Origin of the sequence: Leptospira montravelensis, from assembly GCF_004770045.1 — a bacterium.
GTDB classification, from domain to species: Bacteria; Spirochaetota; Leptospiria; order Leptospirales; family Leptospiraceae; genus Leptospira_A; species Leptospira_A montravelensis.
This window is the reverse complement of sequence record NZ_RQFO01000016.1, coordinates 363,150-384,091: the sequence shown is the minus strand read 5'-3', so window position 1 is coordinate 384,091 and position 20,942 is coordinate 363,150. Positions and strand designations below refer to the sequence as shown.

Annotated in this window: 18 protein-coding genes; 8 read left to right on the top strand and 10 right to left on the bottom strand. The window is 36.7% G+C overall.

The window, feature by feature from the left end; genetic code table 11:
• Positions 1-44: 44 nt before the first annotated feature.
• The 3 genes from ccrA (at position 45) to EHQ31_RS12105 (ending at position 2,962) form a co-directional block, all read left to right on the top strand.
• On the top strand, positions 45-1,292 hold the full coding sequence (gene ccrA, locus EHQ31_RS12115; protein WP_135573362.1) for a crotonyl-CoA carboxylase/reductase: 1,248 nt from the start codon (positions 45-47) through the stop codon (positions 1,290-1,292).
• Between the two features lie 175 nt (positions 1,293-1,467).
• On the top strand, positions 1,468-1,899 hold the full coding sequence (locus tag EHQ31_RS12110; RefSeq protein ID WP_135573364.1) for a VOC family protein: 432 nt from the start codon (positions 1,468-1,470) through the stop codon (positions 1,897-1,899).
• Between the two features lie 52 nt (positions 1,900-1,951).
• Positions 1,952-2,962, top strand: a complete 1,011-nt coding sequence (locus tag EHQ31_RS12105) for a zinc-dependent alcohol dehydrogenase family protein (protein WP_135573366.1) — start codon at positions 1,952-1,954, stop codon at positions 2,960-2,962.
• Here the strand turns inward: EHQ31_RS12105 and EHQ31_RS12100 are convergent.
• Positions 2,930-3,343, bottom strand: coding sequence for a DUF2721 domain-containing protein (locus EHQ31_RS12100; protein WP_135573368.1), 414 nt, complete (start codon positions 3,341-3,343; stop codon positions 2,930-2,932). The genes EHQ31_RS12105 and EHQ31_RS12100 overlap by 33 nt on opposite strands.
• Before the next feature lie 201 nt (positions 3,344-3,544).
• Complete coding sequence (locus tag EHQ31_RS12095; protein WP_002973441.1) at positions 3,545-3,766, bottom strand: DUF1858 domain-containing protein; 222 nt, start codon at positions 3,764-3,766, stop codon at positions 3,545-3,547.
• Between the two features lie 64 nt (positions 3,767-3,830).
• Between EHQ31_RS12095 and EHQ31_RS12090 the strand changes: the two genes are divergently transcribed.
• Both EHQ31_RS12090 and EHQ31_RS12085 read left to right on the top strand, forming a co-directional pair.
• On the top strand, positions 3,831-4,229 hold the full coding sequence (locus tag EHQ31_RS12090) for a 6-carboxytetrahydropterin synthase (RefSeq protein ID WP_135574098.1): 399 nt from the start codon (positions 3,831-3,833) through the stop codon (positions 4,227-4,229).
• Positions 4,230-4,649: 420 nt separating this feature from the next.
• A complete protein-coding gene (locus EHQ31_RS12085) occupies positions 4,650-6,455 on the top strand; it encodes a histidine kinase dimerization/phosphoacceptor domain -containing protein (RefSeq protein ID WP_135573370.1) in 1,806 nt (601 codons plus the stop codon).
• 28 nt (positions 6,456-6,483) lie between these two features.
• On the opposite strand, the gene EHQ31_RS12080 is transcribed toward EHQ31_RS12085, so the two are convergent.
• A complete protein-coding gene (locus EHQ31_RS12080; protein ID WP_135573372.1) occupies positions 6,484-7,101 on the bottom strand; it encodes a TetR family transcriptional regulator in 618 nt (205 codons plus the stop codon).
• 149 nt (positions 7,102-7,250) lie between these two features.
• Between EHQ31_RS12080 and EHQ31_RS12075 the strand changes: the two genes are divergently transcribed.
• Together EHQ31_RS12075 and EHQ31_RS12070 are read left to right on the top strand one after the other, a co-directional pair.
• On the top strand, positions 7,251-8,336 hold the full coding sequence (locus EHQ31_RS12075) for a flavin reductase family protein (RefSeq protein WP_135573373.1): 1,086 nt from the start codon (positions 7,251-7,253) through the stop codon (positions 8,334-8,336).
• 59 nt (positions 8,337-8,395) lie between these two features.
• Positions 8,396-9,577 carry a fatty acid desaturase family protein gene (locus EHQ31_RS12070; RefSeq protein ID WP_135573375.1) on the top strand — a complete coding sequence of 394 codons (1,182 nt, stop codon included), beginning with the start codon at positions 8,396-8,398 and terminating at the stop codon, positions 9,575-9,577.
• Positions 9,578-9,671: 94 nt separating this feature from the next.
• Here the strand turns inward: EHQ31_RS12070 and EHQ31_RS12065 are convergent, their stop codons facing one another.
• Entirely contained in the window at positions 9,672-11,378 is a 1,707-nt protein-coding gene (locus EHQ31_RS12065) for an acyl-CoA dehydrogenase family protein (RefSeq protein WP_135573377.1), read from the bottom strand.
• Positions 11,379-11,671: 293 nt separating this feature from the next.
• On the opposite strand from EHQ31_RS12065, the gene EHQ31_RS12060 reads away from it, so the two are divergent.
• The gene (locus EHQ31_RS12060; RefSeq protein WP_135573379.1) at positions 11,672-12,478 is read left to right on the top strand and encodes a dienelactone hydrolase family protein; all 807 of its coding nucleotides are present in this window, start codon (positions 11,672-11,674) and stop codon (positions 12,476-12,478) included.
• Here EHQ31_RS12060 and EHQ31_RS12055 read toward each other — a convergent pair.
• The 6 genes from EHQ31_RS12055 to EHQ31_RS12030 all read right to left on the bottom strand — a co-directional run bounded on the left by EHQ31_RS12055 (position 12,427) and on the right by EHQ31_RS12030 (position 20,917).
• Entirely contained in the window at positions 12,427-15,537 is a 3,111-nt protein-coding gene (locus EHQ31_RS12055) for an efflux RND transporter permease subunit (protein ID WP_135573381.1), read from the bottom strand. The two genes, EHQ31_RS12060 and EHQ31_RS12055, sit on opposite strands and share 52 nt — an antisense overlap.
• A gap of 2 nt (positions 15,538-15,539) precedes the next feature.
• A complete protein-coding gene (locus EHQ31_RS12050; RefSeq protein WP_135573383.1) occupies positions 15,540-16,679 on the bottom strand; it encodes an efflux RND transporter periplasmic adaptor subunit in 1,140 nt (379 codons plus the stop codon).
• Positions 16,676-18,007 (bottom strand): TolC family protein, encoded by a 1,332-nt coding sequence (locus EHQ31_RS12045; RefSeq protein ID WP_135573386.1) that lies wholly within the window; start codon positions 18,005-18,007, stop codon positions 16,676-16,678. The genes EHQ31_RS12050 and EHQ31_RS12045 overlap by 4 nt, the downstream gene beginning before the upstream one ends.
• A gap of 42 nt (positions 18,008-18,049) precedes the next feature.
• The gene (locus tag EHQ31_RS12040; RefSeq protein WP_135573387.1) at positions 18,050-18,364 is read right to left on the bottom strand and encodes a hypothetical protein; all 315 of its coding nucleotides are present in this window, start codon (positions 18,362-18,364) and stop codon (positions 18,050-18,052) included.
• A gap of 85 nt (positions 18,365-18,449) precedes the next feature.
• Positions 18,450-19,538 carry a DUF1574 family protein gene (locus EHQ31_RS12035; protein WP_135573389.1) on the bottom strand — a complete coding sequence of 363 codons (1,089 nt, stop codon included), beginning with the start codon at positions 19,536-19,538 and terminating at the stop codon, positions 18,450-18,452.
• An 8-nt stretch (positions 19,539-19,546) separates the two neighbouring features.
• Positions 19,547-20,917, bottom strand: a complete 1,371-nt coding sequence (locus EHQ31_RS12030) for an MBOAT family O-acyltransferase (RefSeq protein ID WP_135573391.1) — start codon at positions 20,915-20,917, stop codon at positions 19,547-19,549.
• Positions 20,918-20,942 lie beyond the last annotated feature (25 nt).

The window sequence follows — 20,942 nt, the reverse complement described above, 5'->3', positions numbered from 1 at the left end:
ACGTTCTAAGAAACTCTATAAATCTTAATCTTAAAAGGTAATCTATGAGCAACGTAGAAATCGTACCAGTAGGGGAACTTCCTCCTATTGGAGTTGTGCCCAAAAAAATGCACGCGCAGGTCATTCGCCCGGAACGTTACGGCGAGCCGAAAACTTCTTTCCAATCAGAAGTCATTGATGTTCCGGAGATCGGTCCGAACGAAGTTCTCGTTGCGACCATGGCAGCCGGAGTGAACTATAACAACGTTTGGGCAGCCCTTGGCTATCCTGTTGATGTAATTGCTGCTCGTAACAAAAAAGGCGAACCAGAAAAATTCCACATAGGTGGATCAGATGCCTCTGGTATTGTCTATAAAGTTGGGTCAGAAGTTAAAAATGTAAAAGTGGGCGACGAGGTTGTTGTTCATTGCGCAATGTGGGATCCAAAAGATCCGTGGGTTCTTTCTGGTAAAGATCCAATGTATGCACCTTCCCAAATCATTTGGGGATATGAATCCAACTGGGGTTCCTTTGCACAGTTTTGCAAAGTACAAGACCACCAATGTCTTCCTCGACCACAACACCTAACATGGGAAGCATCTGCTGCTTATATGTTAGTTGCTGCTACCGCATACAGAATGTTACATCATTGGAAACCAAACGATGTAAAACCTGGGGATGTGGTTCTTATCTGGGGTGGAGCCGGTGGACTTGGTGCTATGGCAATCCAAATTGTAAAAGCAGCTGGTGGAATTCCCATCGCAGTTGTTTCTTCTGACGACAAAATTGATTTTTGTAAAAACTTAGGTGCTGCTGGTGTCATCAACCGTAACAAGTTCAAACACTGGGGTGGACTTACTTCCGATATCAACAAACCAGAAGCATTTGTGGAATGGACTAAACAAGCTCGTGAATTTGGAAAAGCGATTTGGGACATTGCTGGTAAAGGCAAAAACCCACAAATCGTATTTGAACATCCAGGCGAAACTACCCTTCCTACTTCTGTATTTGTTTGTGAAACAGGTGGTATGGTTGTGATTTGCGCGGGAACCACTGGTTTTAATGCAACAGCTGACTTACGTTATTTGTGGATGAGGCAGAAACGACTGCAAGGTTCTCACTTCGCAAACGACGACAACTGTCGTGACCTCAACCAATTGGTGATTGATAAAAAAGTGGATCCAGTTTTGGCACAAACTTTTACTTTCGATCAAACTGGCGAATGCCACCAATTGATGAGAGAAAACAAACATCCAGCAGGAAACATGTCAATCCTCGTTGGTGCAAAAACTACAGGACTTGGAAAGAAGTAAATCTTTCCGGGTGAGTATTTAGGTACATGTCCCCGCCCTATTGAGACTGGGTGGGGTTATCCACCCGCCACCCAATGGCTCCATTTACCATAAAACTTCCGTTTTGTGAATCTACTTTCCACATTCATAATTTTTATTTCTAAAAAGTTCATATTTAAACAATAGGAGATCCTTTATGTATCCTCGAATCAATTTAATCACACTTGGTGTTTCTGATTTACAACGTTCCATAAATTTTTATGAAAAGGGACTCGGTTGGAAACTTTCAAAAGAAAGTAATGATAATGTGGCTTTTTTTCAAATTGGTGCCCTTGTTTTTGGGTTATTTGGTGAAAAAGCATTGGCAGAAGATATTGGAATTCCTTTTCAGAATCGACAAGAGTTTTCAGGAATCACTTTGGCTCAAAACCAAACAAGCGAAGCAGAAGTTGATGCCGTAATTAATAAGGTGCGCTCGTTAGGTGCAATTATTCTCAAAGAACCGCAAAAAGTTTTTTGGGGTGGATATAGTGGATATTTTAAAGATTTTGACGGTCATATTTTTGAAGTAGCTTACAACCCTTTTTTCCCTTTGAATGAAAAAGGTGAAATTATTCTAAGCAAATAATCCGTATAATCATTGTTATTTTTGTATATTTGAAAAGAAAATCGGGGAAGCTATGAAACAAGCTCAAATCCAAAGTTTTGGTCTAGATCATTTAAAAATTGTTGAGGTTTCGGAACCGGCAAAACCAAACCCAACTGAAGTTTTGGTCCGAATCCGCGCTGCATCGTTAAACTATCGAGATTCTTTAGTAGTTGAAGGAAAATACAATCCTAAATTTCCGCTACCTTTGGTTCCTTGTAGTGATGGAGCAGGCGAGGTTGTTGCAATCGGTTCAGAAGTAAGCGAATGGAAGGTGGGAGATCGTGTTCTTCTTACGTTTGCACCAAAGTGGATTTCAAAAGAAGCAACCCATGCAGAAATGCGTAATACCATTGGTGGTCCTCTCCCTGGCACCTTACGCGAGTTTGCATTGGTTCCGGAGACAGGACTTGTTCGAATTCCTACCCATTTGTCTTATGAAGAAGCCTCTACTTTACCATGCGCGGCTCTAACTGCTTGGTCTGGATTATTTCAGTTTAGCCAATTAAAACCTGGTGAATTTGTCGTCGTACAAGGAACAGGTGGAGTTTCTATCTTTGCATTGCAGTTTGCAAAGTTGGTTAGTGCCAAAGTCATTCTTACTTCTTCCAGCAGTGAAAAATTAGAACGTGGAAAAGAATTAGGTGCTGATTACTTAATCAATTATAAGGAAACTCCAGATTGGGGAAAGGAAGTTCGTAGGATCACAGAAAAAGTGGGAGCTGATCATATCATTGAAGTGGGTGGGGCCGGAACCTTAGAACAATCTATTGCCGCCTGTCGTCCGTTTGGTGTGATCCATTTGATAGGAATTCTCGCAGGAAAATCAGGAGAACTCAATTTACTTCCTGCAGTGATGAACAATTTAAAAATCCAAGGTTTGGTGGTTGGTGGCAGGAAGGCTTTTATCGAAATGAACCAAGCGATCGAAGCTTCGGGTCTTTGTCCAATTGTCGATAAAGTATTTTCTTTGGAAGAATCTACGGATGCGATACGATATTTACGATCGGGATCACATTTTGGAAAGATTGTCATTCGAATTTAAAATCGAATTTCGTTCTAAGTCTAATGCGATCACCGATAAATGGATTTCTATCAGAGCTAAGATGAGTGAGATTACCATAAAAAGTAGCGAAGAGGCAAATAAAACCCAAGCCACAATATTATAAAATGGGATCATTCCCATTGAACAAGTACATAAGATCAAACTAAAAATTCCTGCACTTTGTGCGTATAGGATCAAAGAAATACGAAATCGTAAGTTATGAATTTGTTTTTTTAAAATTTCGGATTTGGATGTTTCATATTCCGATAAAAGTTGTCTCGAAAGTTTTGCCAGTCCAAAAAAACGATTGGTGTAGGCTAGCATAAGCAAAGAAATTGCGGGAAATAATAAACCAGGTATACTGTATGTTAGGTTGTCCATTTCTAGTATCCTTGTTTCACGGATTTTCTTTCAAAATCATTTGGTACTAAAACAGAAAGAATGGGGCCCGCAGTACAAAAGGTTCGGTAAGATTTACTTTATTTTTTGTCATCGTAGACTTACGAATTTCAGTTTGTGGTGGGAAATGAAGACACAGGGGCCAGAATGCGGCCCTTGTAGTAAGAAGAGTAGAACTAGTTCTTATTCTTCTGAGAAAAGGTTGTTCAGTGAGTCGATAAGAGTGTCTACTTCTACACCATATCCCATACAAACTTGTTCAATCGTTTCTACTTCGTTAATAGAGCAATGTGAACATCCACCTAAATGGTAGCTGGAGAAAACAAGCCCTGCTTCCGGATGGATTGCGATCGCTTCGCCCACAGTCATTTCTTTAAAAAAGCGCGGTTTTGTTGTTTCAGTCATCTTTAGAACCCCAAGGAAGGAAATTACTATACAAATATTGGACTATGCTCTATTCGTCAATGGAATGTTTACCCAGGAAAACGGGAAATTTTATGTTCGGATCGAGGGGCGGTTTGAGTCTGCCCATTTTCTCTACCAGTATTTTGCCGATGGCTCCGATGAGCCCATCCACGGCCATTCCTGGAAGGTAGAGGTATTTTTAGAGGGAAATAAGAACATCCGACCGGATGGTATTTCTTACGATTTTTTGACCGCGCGCACCAAACTAATGGAACTAGTCCACTCCATTGACCACATTCTCATTAACGACCACCCTGATTTTAAAGGAGTCAACCCTACCTCTGAAAATGTAGCCCGTTGGTTTTATTTTGGAATGAAAGAAGATGTAAAGTCCTCTGAAGGCAGAATTAGAAGGATCATCATTCACGAAGGTCCAGAAAACCTCGCTTACTTTGAGCCATAAATCTAACAGGATTGGCTTTGCCTAATAACGTAAGTTAGGTACTATTCCTTAAATTTTTATATTCCCTTTATTATGTTCTGTTTTGAATCTTAGTACTTACATTCTTTCCTATTTTGCTTTAAGTTGATGGTTTGAGAATGGATTAGGATTCTATCTACGTTCCTTGAAAAAAGAACGTTTGGTATAAAAAAAGATCCGTAGTCTGGAACCTTACGTAATATTTATGTCAACGAACAGAGGTTTGTGCCTAAAAATCGACATAATCCAAAGTTTCATTGGAAATTGAAATTTATGTGAGACATTCGTTCAACATTTCCCTGTATTTTTTATTGCAGGCGTTTTCATTTTTTTTACTTGAATTTTAATTTCATAATCGATTGCTTTTCTTTCGGCTCATTATGAAGATCGGTAGAACCCTTTATGCCACTTACGGAACTCAAACAAAGTTTAGGTCATATCCTTCTGGTGGAAGATGAAGCCATATTGGCTATCTCACAGTCGGAATTTTTGAAAAACAAAGGGTATTCCGTTCAGTACGTTTCCAATTCCAGTGACGCATATGATTACATAACAGCAGGTGAGAAGGTAGATTTAATCCTAATGGATATTAATCTATCTGATGGTATGGATGGAATCCAACTGGCAGAAAAAATTCTCTCCTTTCGTGAGATTCCAATTCTATTTGTCAGTGGGTATTCAGATAATAAAATATTGGATAGGGTTTGTAAAATAAAACACTACGGTTATGTTCCTAAAGTTTCCAGTCCTGACATAGTGGAATGTATGATTCGATCGGCACTGCAACTTTATAGGGCTGAACAAACGTTAGCTTTTAGGGAAAAAGAACTTCGTATTACTTTTGAAGCAATGGGTGATGGAGTAATTGTTCTTTCACCTGAAGGTTTGATTCGAGAAATCAACCACAAAGCCTTGGATATGTTAGGTTATGCAAAAACTGACGTATTGGAAAAGGATCTAAACTCTTATTTATATTTGGTGCAAGCAGATGCTAGAACTAGGGTTTCCTATCCTTTTTTAAACTCGAATGTAGAATTTTTGAAAACAGAACGTAGGAACGATTTAATCATTGTCTCTCGCTCTGGTCGCGAAACTCCTGTTACAGAAACTATTTCGCCAATTTTGGATAGTGAAAAAAAATTAAACGGTATAGTAATTGTATTTAGACAAACACCGAACACACCAGTGATGGTTCCTCCCAAAGATGGAGAAAGTCTCTATGCAAAAGTGTTCCAACTAAGCCCGATTGCAATGGCTATCTCAACAGTAAAAGATGGAACTTATTTGGATTTGAATTCCGCAATGGAAACTATTTTTCAATTTGATAAAGCAAAAGTAGTCGGTAAAAAAACGGATGAATTTAAGGCCTGGAGTAATGTAGATCAAAATGAAAGGTTAAACAAAATATATAAAGAAAAAGGCAGAATGTCTGGAGAAAGGATGTCTGTCGAACATAATGATGGATCTAAGTTTGAAGTGCTTGTGTTTAGCCAGGCCTTCGAAATTGCAGGTGAACGTTTCATTTTATGGATCAACTTAGATGTAACCAAAATCCTAGACATGGAAAACCGTTTAGCAAAGTCTTTGGAAGAAAAAGACGTACTCTTAAAAGAATTACAACACCGAGTCAAAAATACATTAGCTATCATTTCAGGACTTTTAAATTTAGAATCTTTTAAGGTCGAGAATGAGGTCGCAAAACAATCATTTTTAAACGCTCAGTCTCGTATCATGTCTATGTCGAAGGTATATGAAAACCTGTACCAATCAGAAGATTTGGAGTCTGTTGATTTAAGAAAATATATTGAAGACTTGGTATATAGTCTTCATGATATTTTCGTACTCAATCCTACAAAAATAAGATTCGATGTAAAGTTAGATGAAATTCGTTTAGATCTAAAACGCACTTTGCCACTTGGATTAATATTAAACGAATTATTGACCAACGCACTGAAATATGCATATCCAAATGAAAAAGGTGGAGATATTCGAATTCAATTGTCTCGTTCCAATGAAAACATCATATTATCAGTCGGGGATGATGGTGAAGGTTTACCTGATTCAGTGAATATAGAAAAAGGAAACCATTTTGGTTATGAATTGATTCGAAGTTTAACTTCCCAACTTAAAGGAGTATTTTCTTCTATTTCTAAAAAAGGGGAAGGATTACATATAATGATTTCTTTTCCTCATAACAGCAAGGACTAAAGACTTGTATTTGTATTAGGTTATTTTTTTACTTTCGTTTTCTTCCTCGTATCGTACCAATAAAAACCAACCGCACCTGTTTGATCGTTTGGAGTTTTAGTTTTCTCATTTCTGAATGTGCTTCAGGGGAAAGGTCTAAAAAATCAGAAGCCATTTGAAAACAAATACTCACAATAAGTTCGGAAGCAAATTGGATATCGTCCACAGGAATGATTTTTGGCATTCGCATATCTTTCGCTAGTTCTGTGGCTATGGATTTCATAGACTCCCTAATTTTTTCTCGAATTTTTTGGTTTCCTCCCGTTCTTTCCCTGGCGATAAACCTAAAGAGAGAGCGATTATTGGCAACATAGTCAAAGAAAAAACCAATGGTAAGTCTTAATGCCGATTTATAGGCTCCTTTGTTTCTGGCATCTCCTACGATTGCCTGAATTTTCCCCCCACAGTCGTCCACAAGGGATAAACCAAGTTCCTCCATGTTTTTAAAGTGACGATAGAAGGCAGCCGGTACAATCCCAGCTTCTCCTGCCACTTCGCGTAGGCTTAGGTCCCCAAGGCCTTTTTCTTCACCCATTAGGCGCAAGGCACCTTCTAGCAGGTTACTATGAGTGCGCAGTTTCTGAGCATATCGTTTGTTTAGCTTCATGGGTTGAATTCAGTAAACGATCGTTCACTTTTTTTCAAAAAGCAAGAATTAAAACTCCGTTTTAGGGTTGACTTATTTAACGACGTAAATTAACACTATTAGTTATCTCCGTGAACAAGTGTTCACTTAAATGCGAAAACGAGGCGAAAATGAAAACATTTCCTTTTATCTACAATGAACCCAAAGAATTTTTGGGATCTCTCCAGTTGAAAGATTGGGCCGATTTCCTTCTGGGTGAAATCAATCCGAGATTTTCAGTCACTGCCATCAAGGCGAAAGTAATAGAAGTTCGGGAAGAAACTGCGGATGCAAAAACTTTTGTTTTAAAACCCAACTGGCTTTGGAAAGGTTTTGTTTCCGGCCAACATGTTCCCGTCACTCTAGAAATTGCGGGAAGACGAGTTACAAGATTTTATTCTTTATCTTCAGCACCAAACAGCAAGTATGTTTCCATTACCGTAAAACGTCAGTCAGGTGGAATTGTATCAAACTTTATCAATCAAAATATCAAAAAAGGTGATTTGTTAGAACTTGGTGAACCACAAGGTGAGTTTGTTCTTCCAAAGATTTTACCTTCAAAATTTTTATTTTTGGCCGGTGGAAGTGGGATCACTCCTATCCATTCCATTCTTAAACAACTTCAATCAATGAAATACACTGGTAAAGCGACGCTACTTTACTTTGTTAGGTCTTTTGAAGATATCATTTTACGTTCTTCTTTAGAGGAAATGGCAAAAGCAACAGGTTGGTTAGACATTCGTTATATTTTTTCTGATGTTCCTAAGGAAGGTTACGATTCTGGTTTTTTGACTAAGGAAATTTTACAAAAGTATACGGATGATTTAAAGTCTTATTCTGTTTATGTATGTGGTCCTGGACCCATGCAAACCAAAGCACTTTCACTGTTAGAAGGAAATGAGGTGAAGTCTGAGTTATTTATGTTACCCGGACAATCTTCATTAAAAGTGATAAAAACAGGAACAGTGGATGTGTTTCTCTCATTGAGTCATAAAACCATTCAAGTGAAAGGGGAACGTTCATTATTAGAAGAATTAGAAGACCAAGGAATTTATCCACAAAGTGGATGTAGGATGGGTATTTGCCATACTTGTGTTTGTAAAAAATCTGCTGGTTCTGTTACTGATTTAGCAATAGGCGAAGTATCGGGGTTAGGTGAACAAAATATTCAAATTTGTATCTCCCGTGCTGAATCAAATTTGGAATTAGAACTTTAGACCTTATAAACTAAAAACAAATAAGATTGAAATAAACGAATTAATCATAGGAAAAAATAATGAAAACGATTAGCAAAAAATTAAACAAAGAAGAAATCGAAGCATTTGGCAATGAAGTAGATGCCTTGCGAGAAGAAGTTATGGCAAAGGTAGGCAAGGAAGATGCTGATCATATCCGTTTCATCTATAAAACATATCGTTATACTGAAATTTTGGGTCGTGGTCTCATCCATTTTAGTTTTGAACCAATATCGTTTGTAGCCGGGACATTGTTACTTTCCTTATCTAAAATCATCAATAATATGGAACTTGGTCATAATGTCCTACATGGACAGTATGATTGGATGAATGATCCGCGTTTTAATTCAAGGACTTTTGAGTGGGATATTGTCAGTGATGCACACCAGTGGAAATTTTATCACAACTATATGCACCATACTTATACTAACGTATTAAACAAAGACCATGATTACGGTTATAATTTTACACGATTGACTGAAGGACAAAAATGGAAACCAGTACATCTAACACAGCCTTTTACAAATTTGTTTCTTGCTATGAACTTTCAATGGGGAATTGGTGCACATGGTTTCCGTGTTGAACACTTGGAAATTCCTAAAAAACAAAGAAATAAAAGATCCTTAAAAGATTTTAAGAGAGTTTTCTTTAAGAAAATTGAACTACAGGTTGTAAAGGATTACTTATTGTTTCCATTACTTGCAGGCCTTAATTTTCCAAAAATCATTTTGGGGAATATGATTGCGAATTTAATTCGTAACCTTTGGACCTATGCAGTGATTTTCTGTGGTCACTTTACTGAAAATGCGGAATCCTTTTCTACCGAAGAAATTGTTGGTGAAACTAAAGCACAGTGGTATTTGAGACAACTCAAAGGATCTTCTAACTTGGATGGTAGTAAGTTCTTTTATACAATGACTGGACATTTGAGTCACCAAATAGAACACCATATGTTTCCAGGTATGCCGGCCAAACGTTACCGTGAAGTAGCTCCTCGTTTGAAAGAAATTTGTGCTAAATATGGCCAACACTACAATACAGGAAGTTTTGTGAAACAGTTCGCTTCTGTATGGAAACGAATCATAGCTTATTCATTTCCCGATTCTATTGCAGGAAAATTAATGGGAAATAAAAAAGTTTATTTGGAACCAAAACCTATGAAAACACAACCCAGTTTTCAAGTTTCCCTTCCTATGGAAGAGAAATCCGTTACTCTCACTTAACCTGAACAATATTGGACTTTCCACTGGCGCATTGGGGAAAGTCCATCCCTTTCCTTTTTTACGGGTCCTCAACTTAGAGGACCCTTTTTTTCATTTAACTCAGTTTGATTTTGTTAGCAGATAGGATTGCTAAACTATCAGTATGAAAATCTTTACACCACTGGCTGCGTAATTCCTTTCTATTTGCTGATTTATTTTTTGCTCTTTCCATTAGATATCCAACAACAACTCGCGCTGCGGACTCTACTACTTCAAAACTATGTGCTTCTTTTCTTTGTTGGTCTTCAATGGCTTTATATGTTTCCACAATAGATTCAAATAGATTTCGAATTTCCGCAAGTTTGGCATTGGCTTCTGAACCTTTTGCCAAATGATCTAAATAGGTACGGAATGTACCAGTGGCACTCATACCAGATGTAATACCACCTATGGCAGCATTCACTTGGATTTGTGTTGTGCCATCATAGATATTGGTGATTCTTGCATCTCTATAAAGCCTAGAGAGATCATAATCTTCTGTATATCCTGCGCCACCTAATACTTGCAATCCGTCGTATACTAAATCATTACACATTTCTGAGTTATAGTATTTGGAAATTGGAGTAAGTGTATTTGCTACCTTTTCCCAAAATTTTCCCGTTTTGGATTCTTCGGCTGTCGTGATTCGACCATCTTCATACCAATAATATTTATCAACGGAGTAGGCAGCTTCTACCATGAGGCAACGCATTCCTGCCAGTTCCCTTTCCATTCGGTCCAAAATACGACGCACGGCAGGAATTTCATAAATGGGTTTTCCGAATTGAATTCTTTCTTTGGCGTATTTAAGAGCTTCTTCATATGCCGCAGTGACAATTCCTGTTCCTTGGGAGGATACGCTGAGACGGGCTCCATTGAGCATTCCCATTACATATTTCACAAGTCCGAATCCTTCTTTGCCAACTAAGTGACCTTCGCTATTTTCAAAAACAGTTTCGCATGTGGCTGATGCTTTGATCCCAAGTTTCTTTTCAATTCCCTGTACTGCATAATTCTTATTTTCTACGATGAAGAATGATAGTCCTCTGGCCCCACTTTCCTGGGTTCCTGTTCTTGCCAGTGTGAGCGTAATTCCGGGGCTTCCATTGATTCCACAAGCAACAGTTTGAAATCGTTTGGTTCCGTTCAGGTACCACTTATCATCTTTTTTAATAGCCTTTGTTGTGATATTGGGTAGGTCGGATCCAAAGTCTGGTTCGGATAGACCCATTGTGACTGTATAATTTCCTGAGATCAATTTCGGAATCCATTCCTCTTTCATCTCATCAGTGGCACATACTTCTAAAATTGCCGCCAGCCCCATACTTCCTACAGCAATAGTGATGGAACTATCAGATCTATACATTAACTCAGCGATGATCGCCTTGATGATACTTGGAGTTCCCAGTCCGCCGTATTTTCTTTTGAAGGCGGCAGGTCCAAGCCCTGCATCATGATACATTTTAATTACATCTACCATCTCTTGCGGATGAATAACATTACCATTTTCAAATTTTAATCCTTTGGAATCGACCACACCAGCAACTTGAGAAACATACATTCCGCTAATTTCTCCGCAAGATTTTAGGATTTCTTCATAAAAAGCTTTCGCCTCATCTACATTAGATGGTGCATATTCTAATCTGGGATTATTGTTTTCTGCATATTGTTTGGAATCTGAAAAATGATTTTCGTAAAGAGGAACAATTTCATTCCAATCGATTAAATCGTAAAAGTGTTCCTTTAGGTCTTCGTTAGTTTGAAAGTAGTTGCTTTGAATCATATAATTTCCTTTTGGATTAGAAGATAAATTTCAGGAATGCTAGGCGATAAAAAAAAATCGTATAACAAAAAAAATGGAACACTTTGGTATTTTGTGAACCGATCGGTATACCGTATGGGTATCGTAAGATTTTGAAACAAAAAAGAACGTGGTAACTAAATTTCCTAAAGATCGTAATCTTGGAAATTGAATGAGAAATTAAGGTTTCTTTTTTTCTAGTTTTCTACTAAGATTCAAAACTATCTCCGCTTCATGATTTGGTTTTCCATTTTTTGTGGCGGAACAGGAGAGGTATGAAACAACTTATTTCTATTTTTACACTCGTATTGGCAATTCAGTGTGCGAGCGTGCCAACAGCGCAACTTCCCGTAAAAACAACGGTCACAGGAACTCCAGTGGAATATAAATTGGACGGGAAATTGTATGAAGGATATCTCGCCACAGATTCTTCCCTTACCGGAAAACGTCCTGGTGTTCTTGTGATTCACGAGTGGTGGGGATTAAACGAATATCCAAAACAACGTGCCAGACAGTTGGCCGATTTAGGTTATGTTGCCTTTGTGATGGATGTTTATGGAAAAGGAATTATTGCCAAGGACCATGTGGAAGCAGGAAAACTTTCTGGTGCCAACGGTGATCCCAAAATCATACTTAAAAAAATCTACAAAGCAATCGATATCCTAAAATCAAATCCCAATGTTGATGTGAGTAAAATTGGGGCCATTGGTTATTGTTTTGGTGGTGGGGGTGTCATTGAACTAGCATTAGATGGTGCTGATTTAAAAGGTGGAGTCGTTTCCTTTCACGGTTTTTTGGGTAGCAAAAATTTGGCAACTGGAGCCAAAAAAATTAAAAGTAAGGTTTTAGTGCATCATGGTGCAGATGATCCTTTTGTACCTAAAGCTTCGGTGGAGACTTTTATTAAAACAGTGACAGATGCAAAAGCTCCCGTAATATTTGTTTCTCATCCAGGAGCAGTACATGGATTTACTAGACCTGGTTCCGAAAAACATGGGTTACCTGGTCTAGCATATAATGAGAAAGCAGATTATGCTTCTTTCGATAGCATGAAAACTTTCTTTGCAGCAAACTTCAAATAAACGAGAGGTAGAACAAAAAGGGTTAGGGCACTTGCAGAAACTAACCCTCCAATTACTACGGTAGCAAGAGGTCTTTGGACTTCTGCACCTGGTGATGTGCTAATTGCCATTGGAATAAACCCAATTGATGCAAGAAATGCTGTTGTGAGTACAGGACGTAACCTTGAAATGGCGGCTTCTTTTATAGCTTCTTCTTTTTTCATTCCCGAATGTTCTAAGTCACGAATAAAGCTAATTAACACAAGTCCATTGAGCACAGCAATTCCAAAGAGAGCAATAAAACCTACTCCAGCAGAAATACTAAATGGCAAACCCCTGAGATACAGAGCAAAAATTCCACCCGTGATTGCAAATGGAACATTAAGGAATATAATTATAGCCGCAGATACTTCGTTAAATGCAAAATAGAGAATCAAAAAAATGATAAGGAGTATAATCGGTACAACAACATAAAGTGTTTGTGTTGCAGATTCAAATTTTTCAAATTCTCCACCTGTCGTGTAATGGTAACCAGAGGGAAATTTTATTTCTTTTTGTAGTACGGTTTGTACGGCATTTACTGTACTTACCATATCACTTCCTCGAATGTTAAATTGAACTAGGGCATAGCGGTTTTGATTTTGATGGTAAATTTGTACGGGACCATCTTCGATTTGAATTTCCGATAGTTCATGTAATGGAGCAAAAGTTTTATTCCCCACTTTCACTGGGATATTTTTAATTTGTTCTGGATTTGCACTTACATCTGTTTTAACTGTAATATCAAAACGTTTCATACCTTCATAAACAATACCTGCAGGAACACCTGATGATATAGATTCTGTGACGCGGTTTACATCAAGTATGGATTGGTCATATCTAGCCAACTTTTCTCTGTTAGGTTTTATTCGCAGGTATTCTAGGCCATACAATTGTTCGATCCGCAAATCGACAACTCCTGGAACATGTTTGATTTTTGTGGATATTTCTTCCGCTAATGTTTTTAACTGAATTAGATCATCACCAAATATTTTGATTCCTACATCTGCTCGAATGCCTGCCATAATTTCATTGTTACGCATTTCAATAGGTTGGGATAGACCATATGCAACTTGAGGTGTCACTCTTTCTATAATTTCTTGTAGTTTGGATTCAATCTCTTGTTTGGTTAAATTCCATTCTGACCTAGGTTTCATGTCTAAATACATATCTGTTTTTTCGACACCCATTGGTTCTATAGCCAATTCCGGAGAACCTGTTCTTGAAACCACTTCTGTGATTTCTGAGATTTCTTTAAGAATAGCCTTTTCTATTTTCATAGAAGATTGTAAAGATTCTGTTAATGTGGTTGATGGGTACCGACTAATTTCGATTAGTAAATTTCCTTCATCTAATTTAGGAAGGAATTCTCCACCTAATCGGAAGAATAAAACAATAGAAAGGATTAGGATACCGATTGTAGAATAGGTTACTTTTTTAGATTCTCTTAGGCAATAATCCAATTTTGGAGTATACCAGTTGTGAATTTTTTGGAAAAACTTTGTTTCTCCTTCGGCAATATGGCCGCCTTTTAAAAAGTAGGATGCAAGTACTGGAATTAGAGTCAGTGTCAAAAAGAATGCACCGAGAAGTGCAAATAGTACGGTTGTAGCCATTGGAATGAACATTTTTCCTTCTGTTCCACTTAATGTAAGAATCGGGATGTAAACGATTCCTATTATGATCTCTCCATAAATAGTGGCTTTCCGGACTTCGATGGTAGCGGTTAAAATGGTTTCTTTTTGCTCCTCATCGGTAAGATCTCGTTTTAATTCTTTTCGTTTTAATCCTAATCGTCTATGTGAGTTTTCAATCAATATGACTGCTCCGTCGACTATCAGTCCAAAATCTATTGCTCCCATAGACATTAAGTTTGCCGGGAGGTCCCGTAAAAACATTAATGTAATGGCAAATAACATAGCAAGAGGAATGACCGAAGCGATCACAAGACCTGACCGGAAGTCACCAATCATCAAAAATAGAATAATGATTACTAGAATGGCACCTTCCGAAAGATTCCATACAATGGTTTTTAATGTATTTTTTACCATAATCGATCGATCATAGTAGGGTTTTATTTTCATACCTGTTGGTAGAGTTTTTTCGATTTGGGAAATTTTATCTTTTACAGCCGTTGTTACTTCTAATGAATTTTCTCCCAGTAACATCAGTGTTACGGCTCCTACCACTTCGGCCTTACCAGAAGCAGTCGCTGCACCTTTTCTCAACCTAGGACCTTCTACAATTGTGGCAATGCTACTTAAATAAATGGGAAAACCATCTCCCATTTTTCCAACTTGGATTTTTTCAAAATCAGTTGTCGTTTTTAATAATCCATCACTACCAACAATCAACTGTTCGCCGGATTTTTCAATATATCCACTACCAGTGGAAAGATTATTATTTTGTACTGCATTTACAATTTGATTTAGAGAGACACCGAGAGAAGCAGCTTTAAAAGGATCCACAATCACTTGGTATTGTTTGGTTTTTCCACCGAAACTATTTACTTCTACAATTCCTGGAACGGTTTTGAGTGATGGATTGATATACCAATTTAAATAGGTAGTGAGTTCCATTTGACTATGAAATTCGCTTTCTAAGGTAAACTGAAAAACCTCTCCAAGGCCTGTGGTGATTGGGCCAATCACTGGTTTTCCAAAAATAGCTGGAATATTTTCGGAGGCTTCGGTTAGTTTTTCACTTACTAACTGTCTACTTTTCCACAAATCAGTTCCATCGGCAAATACTGCTGTAACAAGGGAAAAACCGTAACGAGAAACAGATCGAACTTCAATTAAATTGGGTATTCCTGTAATGGCTCTTTCTACTGGCAGAGTAATGTACTGCTCAATTTCCAATGTAGATAACGCAGGTGAGGTTGTGATGACCTGAACTTGAACATTTGTAATGTCAGGAACTGCATCTACTTTTAAATGGTTAAGTGAATAAAATCCACCAAATACGAGTAATGCGGTTATAATTAAAACTAATAACCGATTGTGTAAAGATACTTGAACAATTTTTGTTAAAAATTCCATGATTATTCTCCACCAAATGTAGATTTGAAGAGAATTGCTTTGAGTTCGAAGGCTCCTTTGGTTACTACACGGTCACCTTCATTAATTCCAGAAATGATTTCCGTTTTCCCATCTGTAGTGATACCTGTTGAAATTTCATTCCACTTGAATTCATTAGTTTTAGTTTCAACAAATACAAATTTTTTATTTTGATAAGATTGGATCGCCTCTTCTAAAATATGGATACCTAATCTACCGTTTACACTCAAAACTGCTTTGCCAAACAATCCTATTTTGGCTTTGCGGTTTTTATTTTTAAAAACTAACCTAGCGTGGACAGTTCTGGATTCGGGATCTACTTTTTCACCTATATGTTCCAAGATGCCTTCAAATTCAGAATCGGGATATGCATTTAGTATAATTTTACCAGGGATTCCCTCTGAGAGATATTTTAAATCATTCTCGAAGATTTTCGCTTGGAACCAAAGTTGAGAGAGTTCTGCAATCGTTGTTAGGATTTGATTTCCTAAAACAATAGACCCTGGGATTGCGTTTCGTGACAATGCTAGTCCAGATCTTGGAGAAAAAACATGATAGACGCCGGAAGCAGAATTATCAATGACAAGTCCGTTCGCACGTAAGTTTTCTTCTGCTGAAATTTTTTCAGATTCTATAACTTTTAGATTTGATTCAGCATCAATAAGCTCTTGTTTGGCGGCCAAATTCATTTTTACTAATGAATTAATTCTATTCAAATTTTGTTCTGCTGCATTGTATTTAGATTTTGCTACTAAATAAGCTGATCTTAGTTTCGCTAACTCTGGCGAATCGATGGTTGCTAATTTTTGGCCTTTTTTAACGGAATCACCTTCCACAAAGGAAACAGAGGTAATTCGCCCTGAGATTCTTGCTGGTACATCAATGATCGCATCGGGTACTGCTTCTGTTTCACCAATGAGTTCAATTTTAGTTTCAATTGATTCGGTTTTTGCTACTTCAATTTCTAAAGGTAAATTTTTTCTATTTCCCTCCAAAATTTTCACAACATCTTTAGTTTCTCCTGCAATTTCAGAGACGGAATTTGATTCTCTAATCTTCCAATAATATATTGAAATGAATACAAGTAGAATTGAGCTAAGTAGTATTATGATTTGTTTTTTCATGGTTTGACCTCTAAAGAGTCGCTAGTAAGGCCGAGAACACGAACGAGTTCAATTTGAGATAATTCAAACTCTGACTTTGTGTTCAGGTAATTTAGTTTTGTTTGTAAAAGAATTCTTTGATGATTGATCGCATCGATGATTTTAATTTTACCAAATTGGATTGCTTCCTGGAGATTTTTTAGATCAGTTTCTGCTCGTTCCATTTTGGTTTTATCATAAAGTTTGATTTCTTCAGAAAGATAAATAAAGTTGGTAAATGCAAAGAGGACTTCTTGTTTAATATTTCTTGAAACAGATTCTTTAAGTTCTATTGAACTATCAACTTTTGAAGTCGCGATGAAAGTTTCGCCTTCGTAATCACGCCAAATGGTTAATGGCAAACTTAACATTCCACCCACCACTTTTTCATTAAATCCATCGTTTTGTGCAAATGCTCCCAAAGTTACATTCGGAATTTTTTGTCGTCTAACTTCGTTTTGTCGTAAAATCGACAATTCAATTTCCTTTTCTGAGAGCGAAAGTTCTGGACGCAATTGCATAGCCATTTGAATTAACTCGGATTTTTCTTTAGGTAATTCTTTTGGAAATATCCAGTAATTATTCGGCATAATTTCTAATTCAAACGGTAAACCAAGTAATACTTCTAACTCAGATTTTGCATTTTCGGATAACCTATGAGTTTGGTTCCAAATTTTAAAAATTCGGATTTCTTCCGATTCAGAGAGTGATTCGTCTATTCCTGGAGCTAAACCTTCATTGACTCTTGCTTTAGAAACTTTTTTAAGTTCTTTAACAAGATTTAAGCTATTGAGGCTATTCTCTTCTTCCAAAAGTAAATAACGATACCTGATTATCTTTTTTAATGCATCAAATTCTAAAGTTCTTTTTACCGATTCTAACCGAATCACTTGTGCCTTAAATTCTTCATCTGCGATTTGAACTGAGATCTCTCTTTTTCCATTGGTAAAAATTTCTTGGTTTACCATAACCTGGAAGTTGTCAGCTGCATTTGGTCCTGATAAAAATGTGGGTCCAGAAGACTCGCCTTTTCTTGTCGCCACATAACTGCTGAAAACGGGATTCGATGGAAAGTAGTAGGAAGCAATTTTTTTTCTACCTGAAATTTCTTTTAGTTTAATTTCTTCAACTCGGAAGTTCGGATGTTTACTGACAATACAATGGCTAAGTTCCACTAAGGAACTATTCTTTTTACAAGAAACTCCATAGGAATTCATTGATTCCGAATGAATTGGTTTCACCGTAAAAGAAAAATAAACCAAACAACATACCATTACTCTAAGTTGTTTGGGGAAAAGATTAGAATACATAGAACCTCCCAAAAGTGTTCTTGCAATTAAATTGCAAATCAACTAAGAGAAGTTATGTTTAGGTGGTCGGAAAAAATTATTTAATGTTACTAGTTTTGGGATAAGAATTTCGGTTTGGCTGATATAAACTTTATGAAGTTGGATTCGTACGTGAGACAAATACAAATCCCAGGAGCAAGACATGATCAAATTACAAGGGCAAGAGAAACAAACATGATCAGCATGTTCTCCTTCTTCCTGCAGATCATGGCCAGGATTCAATCCTAAGGCATGATCTAAAAATGCATAGGGGCATCCACTTTCTGGAGAACCGATGAGTCCACAATTGATTTCATTGTCAACAATGCGTTGGTACATGAAATTTGCAGAAAATAAGAAGACAAAGCTAAATAGAAAAATTTTCTTCCAGAACCTGAGTTTTTTCAGATTTAACTTCATGACCTTACTTGAAGTTTGGTATCTCCTTTGCAATTTGCAATAACTTATCTGCTATTTCAGGTACACAAATTGGAGAAACATGGCTACTATCCACAAAAGTTTTACAATTCGTATTCCCTTTATTTAAGGAGATGAGACGAATATTTTTTGAATTTGCATTCACCAATGGTCGGCCAAACGTTTCCAATAAATTTCCCCCAGTGATTGATTTTCTCAGTTGGCTGTAATAGGGGTGGACTTGCGGTTCCCAAAGGACTGTTGGAATATTATGTTCCTCTGCATGTTGGAGGATTTTTTTTAGAAAACCATATTCAGTTTCTGAAAAAGTATAATTTGTTAGCAAAAGTTCACGTTGAGATTCACTATAATCTACGATTCTATCTTTGTATTCTTGCGGTGAAAAATTATCTAATGTGATTCCAATTTTTTTCGGATCGAACGGCCTTTTCTTATTTAAATAGGACGCAAGCGCAATGAAATATGTATCGTCGTTAGCAGTTTTACCTTTGATCCAATTTGATACACCTTGTGTCGGACTAAAATGATAGTTATAGGAAAGAAAAAATAATTTAGATAATATTTCTCTTTGGTATTTAAAATTAAATGTTGGATAGATGTCGATTAACTCATCTTCATGTAACATTAACTCTTGCCATTTGGATTTATAAGAAAACACATTGTTTTCATTTAACATCTCTTCTGAAAATTCCAAAAACAATAAATCTGGTTTAAAACCCGACTTAGTCATCGATTGAATCATTAAATAAAATAAAAAATACTCTGATGCTTTGATGGAAGACCTAGTTTCGAAATAAATCGGTCCTGTATAAGTAGATTGGTTTACTGGAATTTGTTCCCATTCGTGAAAAATGTCAGAACGAGAAGTGCCTGTCACAACTACCACTTTGGTATTTTCAGATTGGAGTTTTTTATCTTCTTCCCATACTTTTGGTAAGCCAACCAGTACGTTTTGTCCAGATTTGTAAGCTCTTCTACCTGCTTCTCTTAATTCAGGTATACAAACTAGTTTATCAACTAGAAAGACAAAAAAGATGATGAAAAAAGGATATAAATAAATTCGTTTTTGGTTCATAAGTTCTCTTAGAATTGGAAATAGATAAATGTTTCCACTGGGTTCTCAATTTTGACTAATGCGAAAAAAACGAGTAATGAAAATATTGGAACTAACCAATGCACGTAGGGTTGCAGTTTTTCTTTAAAATAGTTTTTGTATTCAACAAATTGAAAGACGTAACAAGCTAAAATTAATAACCAAAAATCTGGTTTATAAATAAAGTTTTTAGCCGTAGAAGTGGATGCTGACCAAAATTTATAAATACCTTGTAAGGAATCGATACGAAAGAAAGGACTAATCAAATTAAAACCAATAAAAACATAAATGAATCCAATGATTTTTTGTTTGGTGGTCATATCTTTTCTGTTTACTTTGCCAAAGGTAAAACGTTCTATCGCTAGAAAAATACCGTGTAAAAATCCCCAAATAAAAAAGGTGTATGTATTTCCATGCCATAATCCTGCCAAAGCCATTACTGTGACAGTATTGAACATAAAACGTGACTCGGATACTCTATTGCCACCTAACGGAATGTATAGGTAGTCTCTGATCCAAGTAGACAAGGTAATATGCCATCTTGACCAAAACTCAGAAAAACTAACAGATAAAAATGGTGAACGAAAGTTTTCTGGAATTTCATATCCAAGTAAAAAAGCAGATCCTCTTGCAAGATCAGTATAACCTGAAAAATCTCCATACACTTGTAAAGAGAATGCCATCGTAGAAATAAAAATACTAAGTCCATCGTATCCAGCAGGATCGGCAAAAACTGGATTGATGGTCTTTGCAATTTGATCTGCAATTAAAACTTTTTTAATTATACCGGAAAGTATATGTAGAATTCCTCTATGTACAAAATCCCAATTGAGTTTGGCATGATCAATTTGTTCATAAAAATCATCATGTCGCATGATAGGACCTGCAATGAGCTGCGGGAAAAATAAAATAAAAAGTAAAAAATTGGTAAAAGGCGATTCTGTAAATTTTCCTCTCCAAACATCAACAAGGTAAGCTATCATTTGAAACGTATAGAAGCTAATGGCCAGTGGAAGTGCAAATTGACTTAATGATTGGATAAAGGGAATCGAGATTTCTCCTTCTTTACTTAAAAATTGTAAGTAAGTCAGGATATATTTGAAAAAACAAAGGTTGAGTAAGTTAATCACTACTCCTAAAACTAAAAAGATTTTTTTTCTAGTTTTTATGATTCCTAAAACAAAAAAGTGTGTGATAAGAATGAAGAGTAAAAAGTGAGTTAAAAAAGAAAGACTCCAATATCCATAAAAAACTAAGGAGAAGAAAATCAGAATGTACTTTCTGAACTTTCCGGGTGCCATCCAATAGATAGTATAACAACCTACAAAAAAAAGAAAATAATCAATGGAATTGAACAGCATTTTCCCTAGAATTTCTGCGATATTT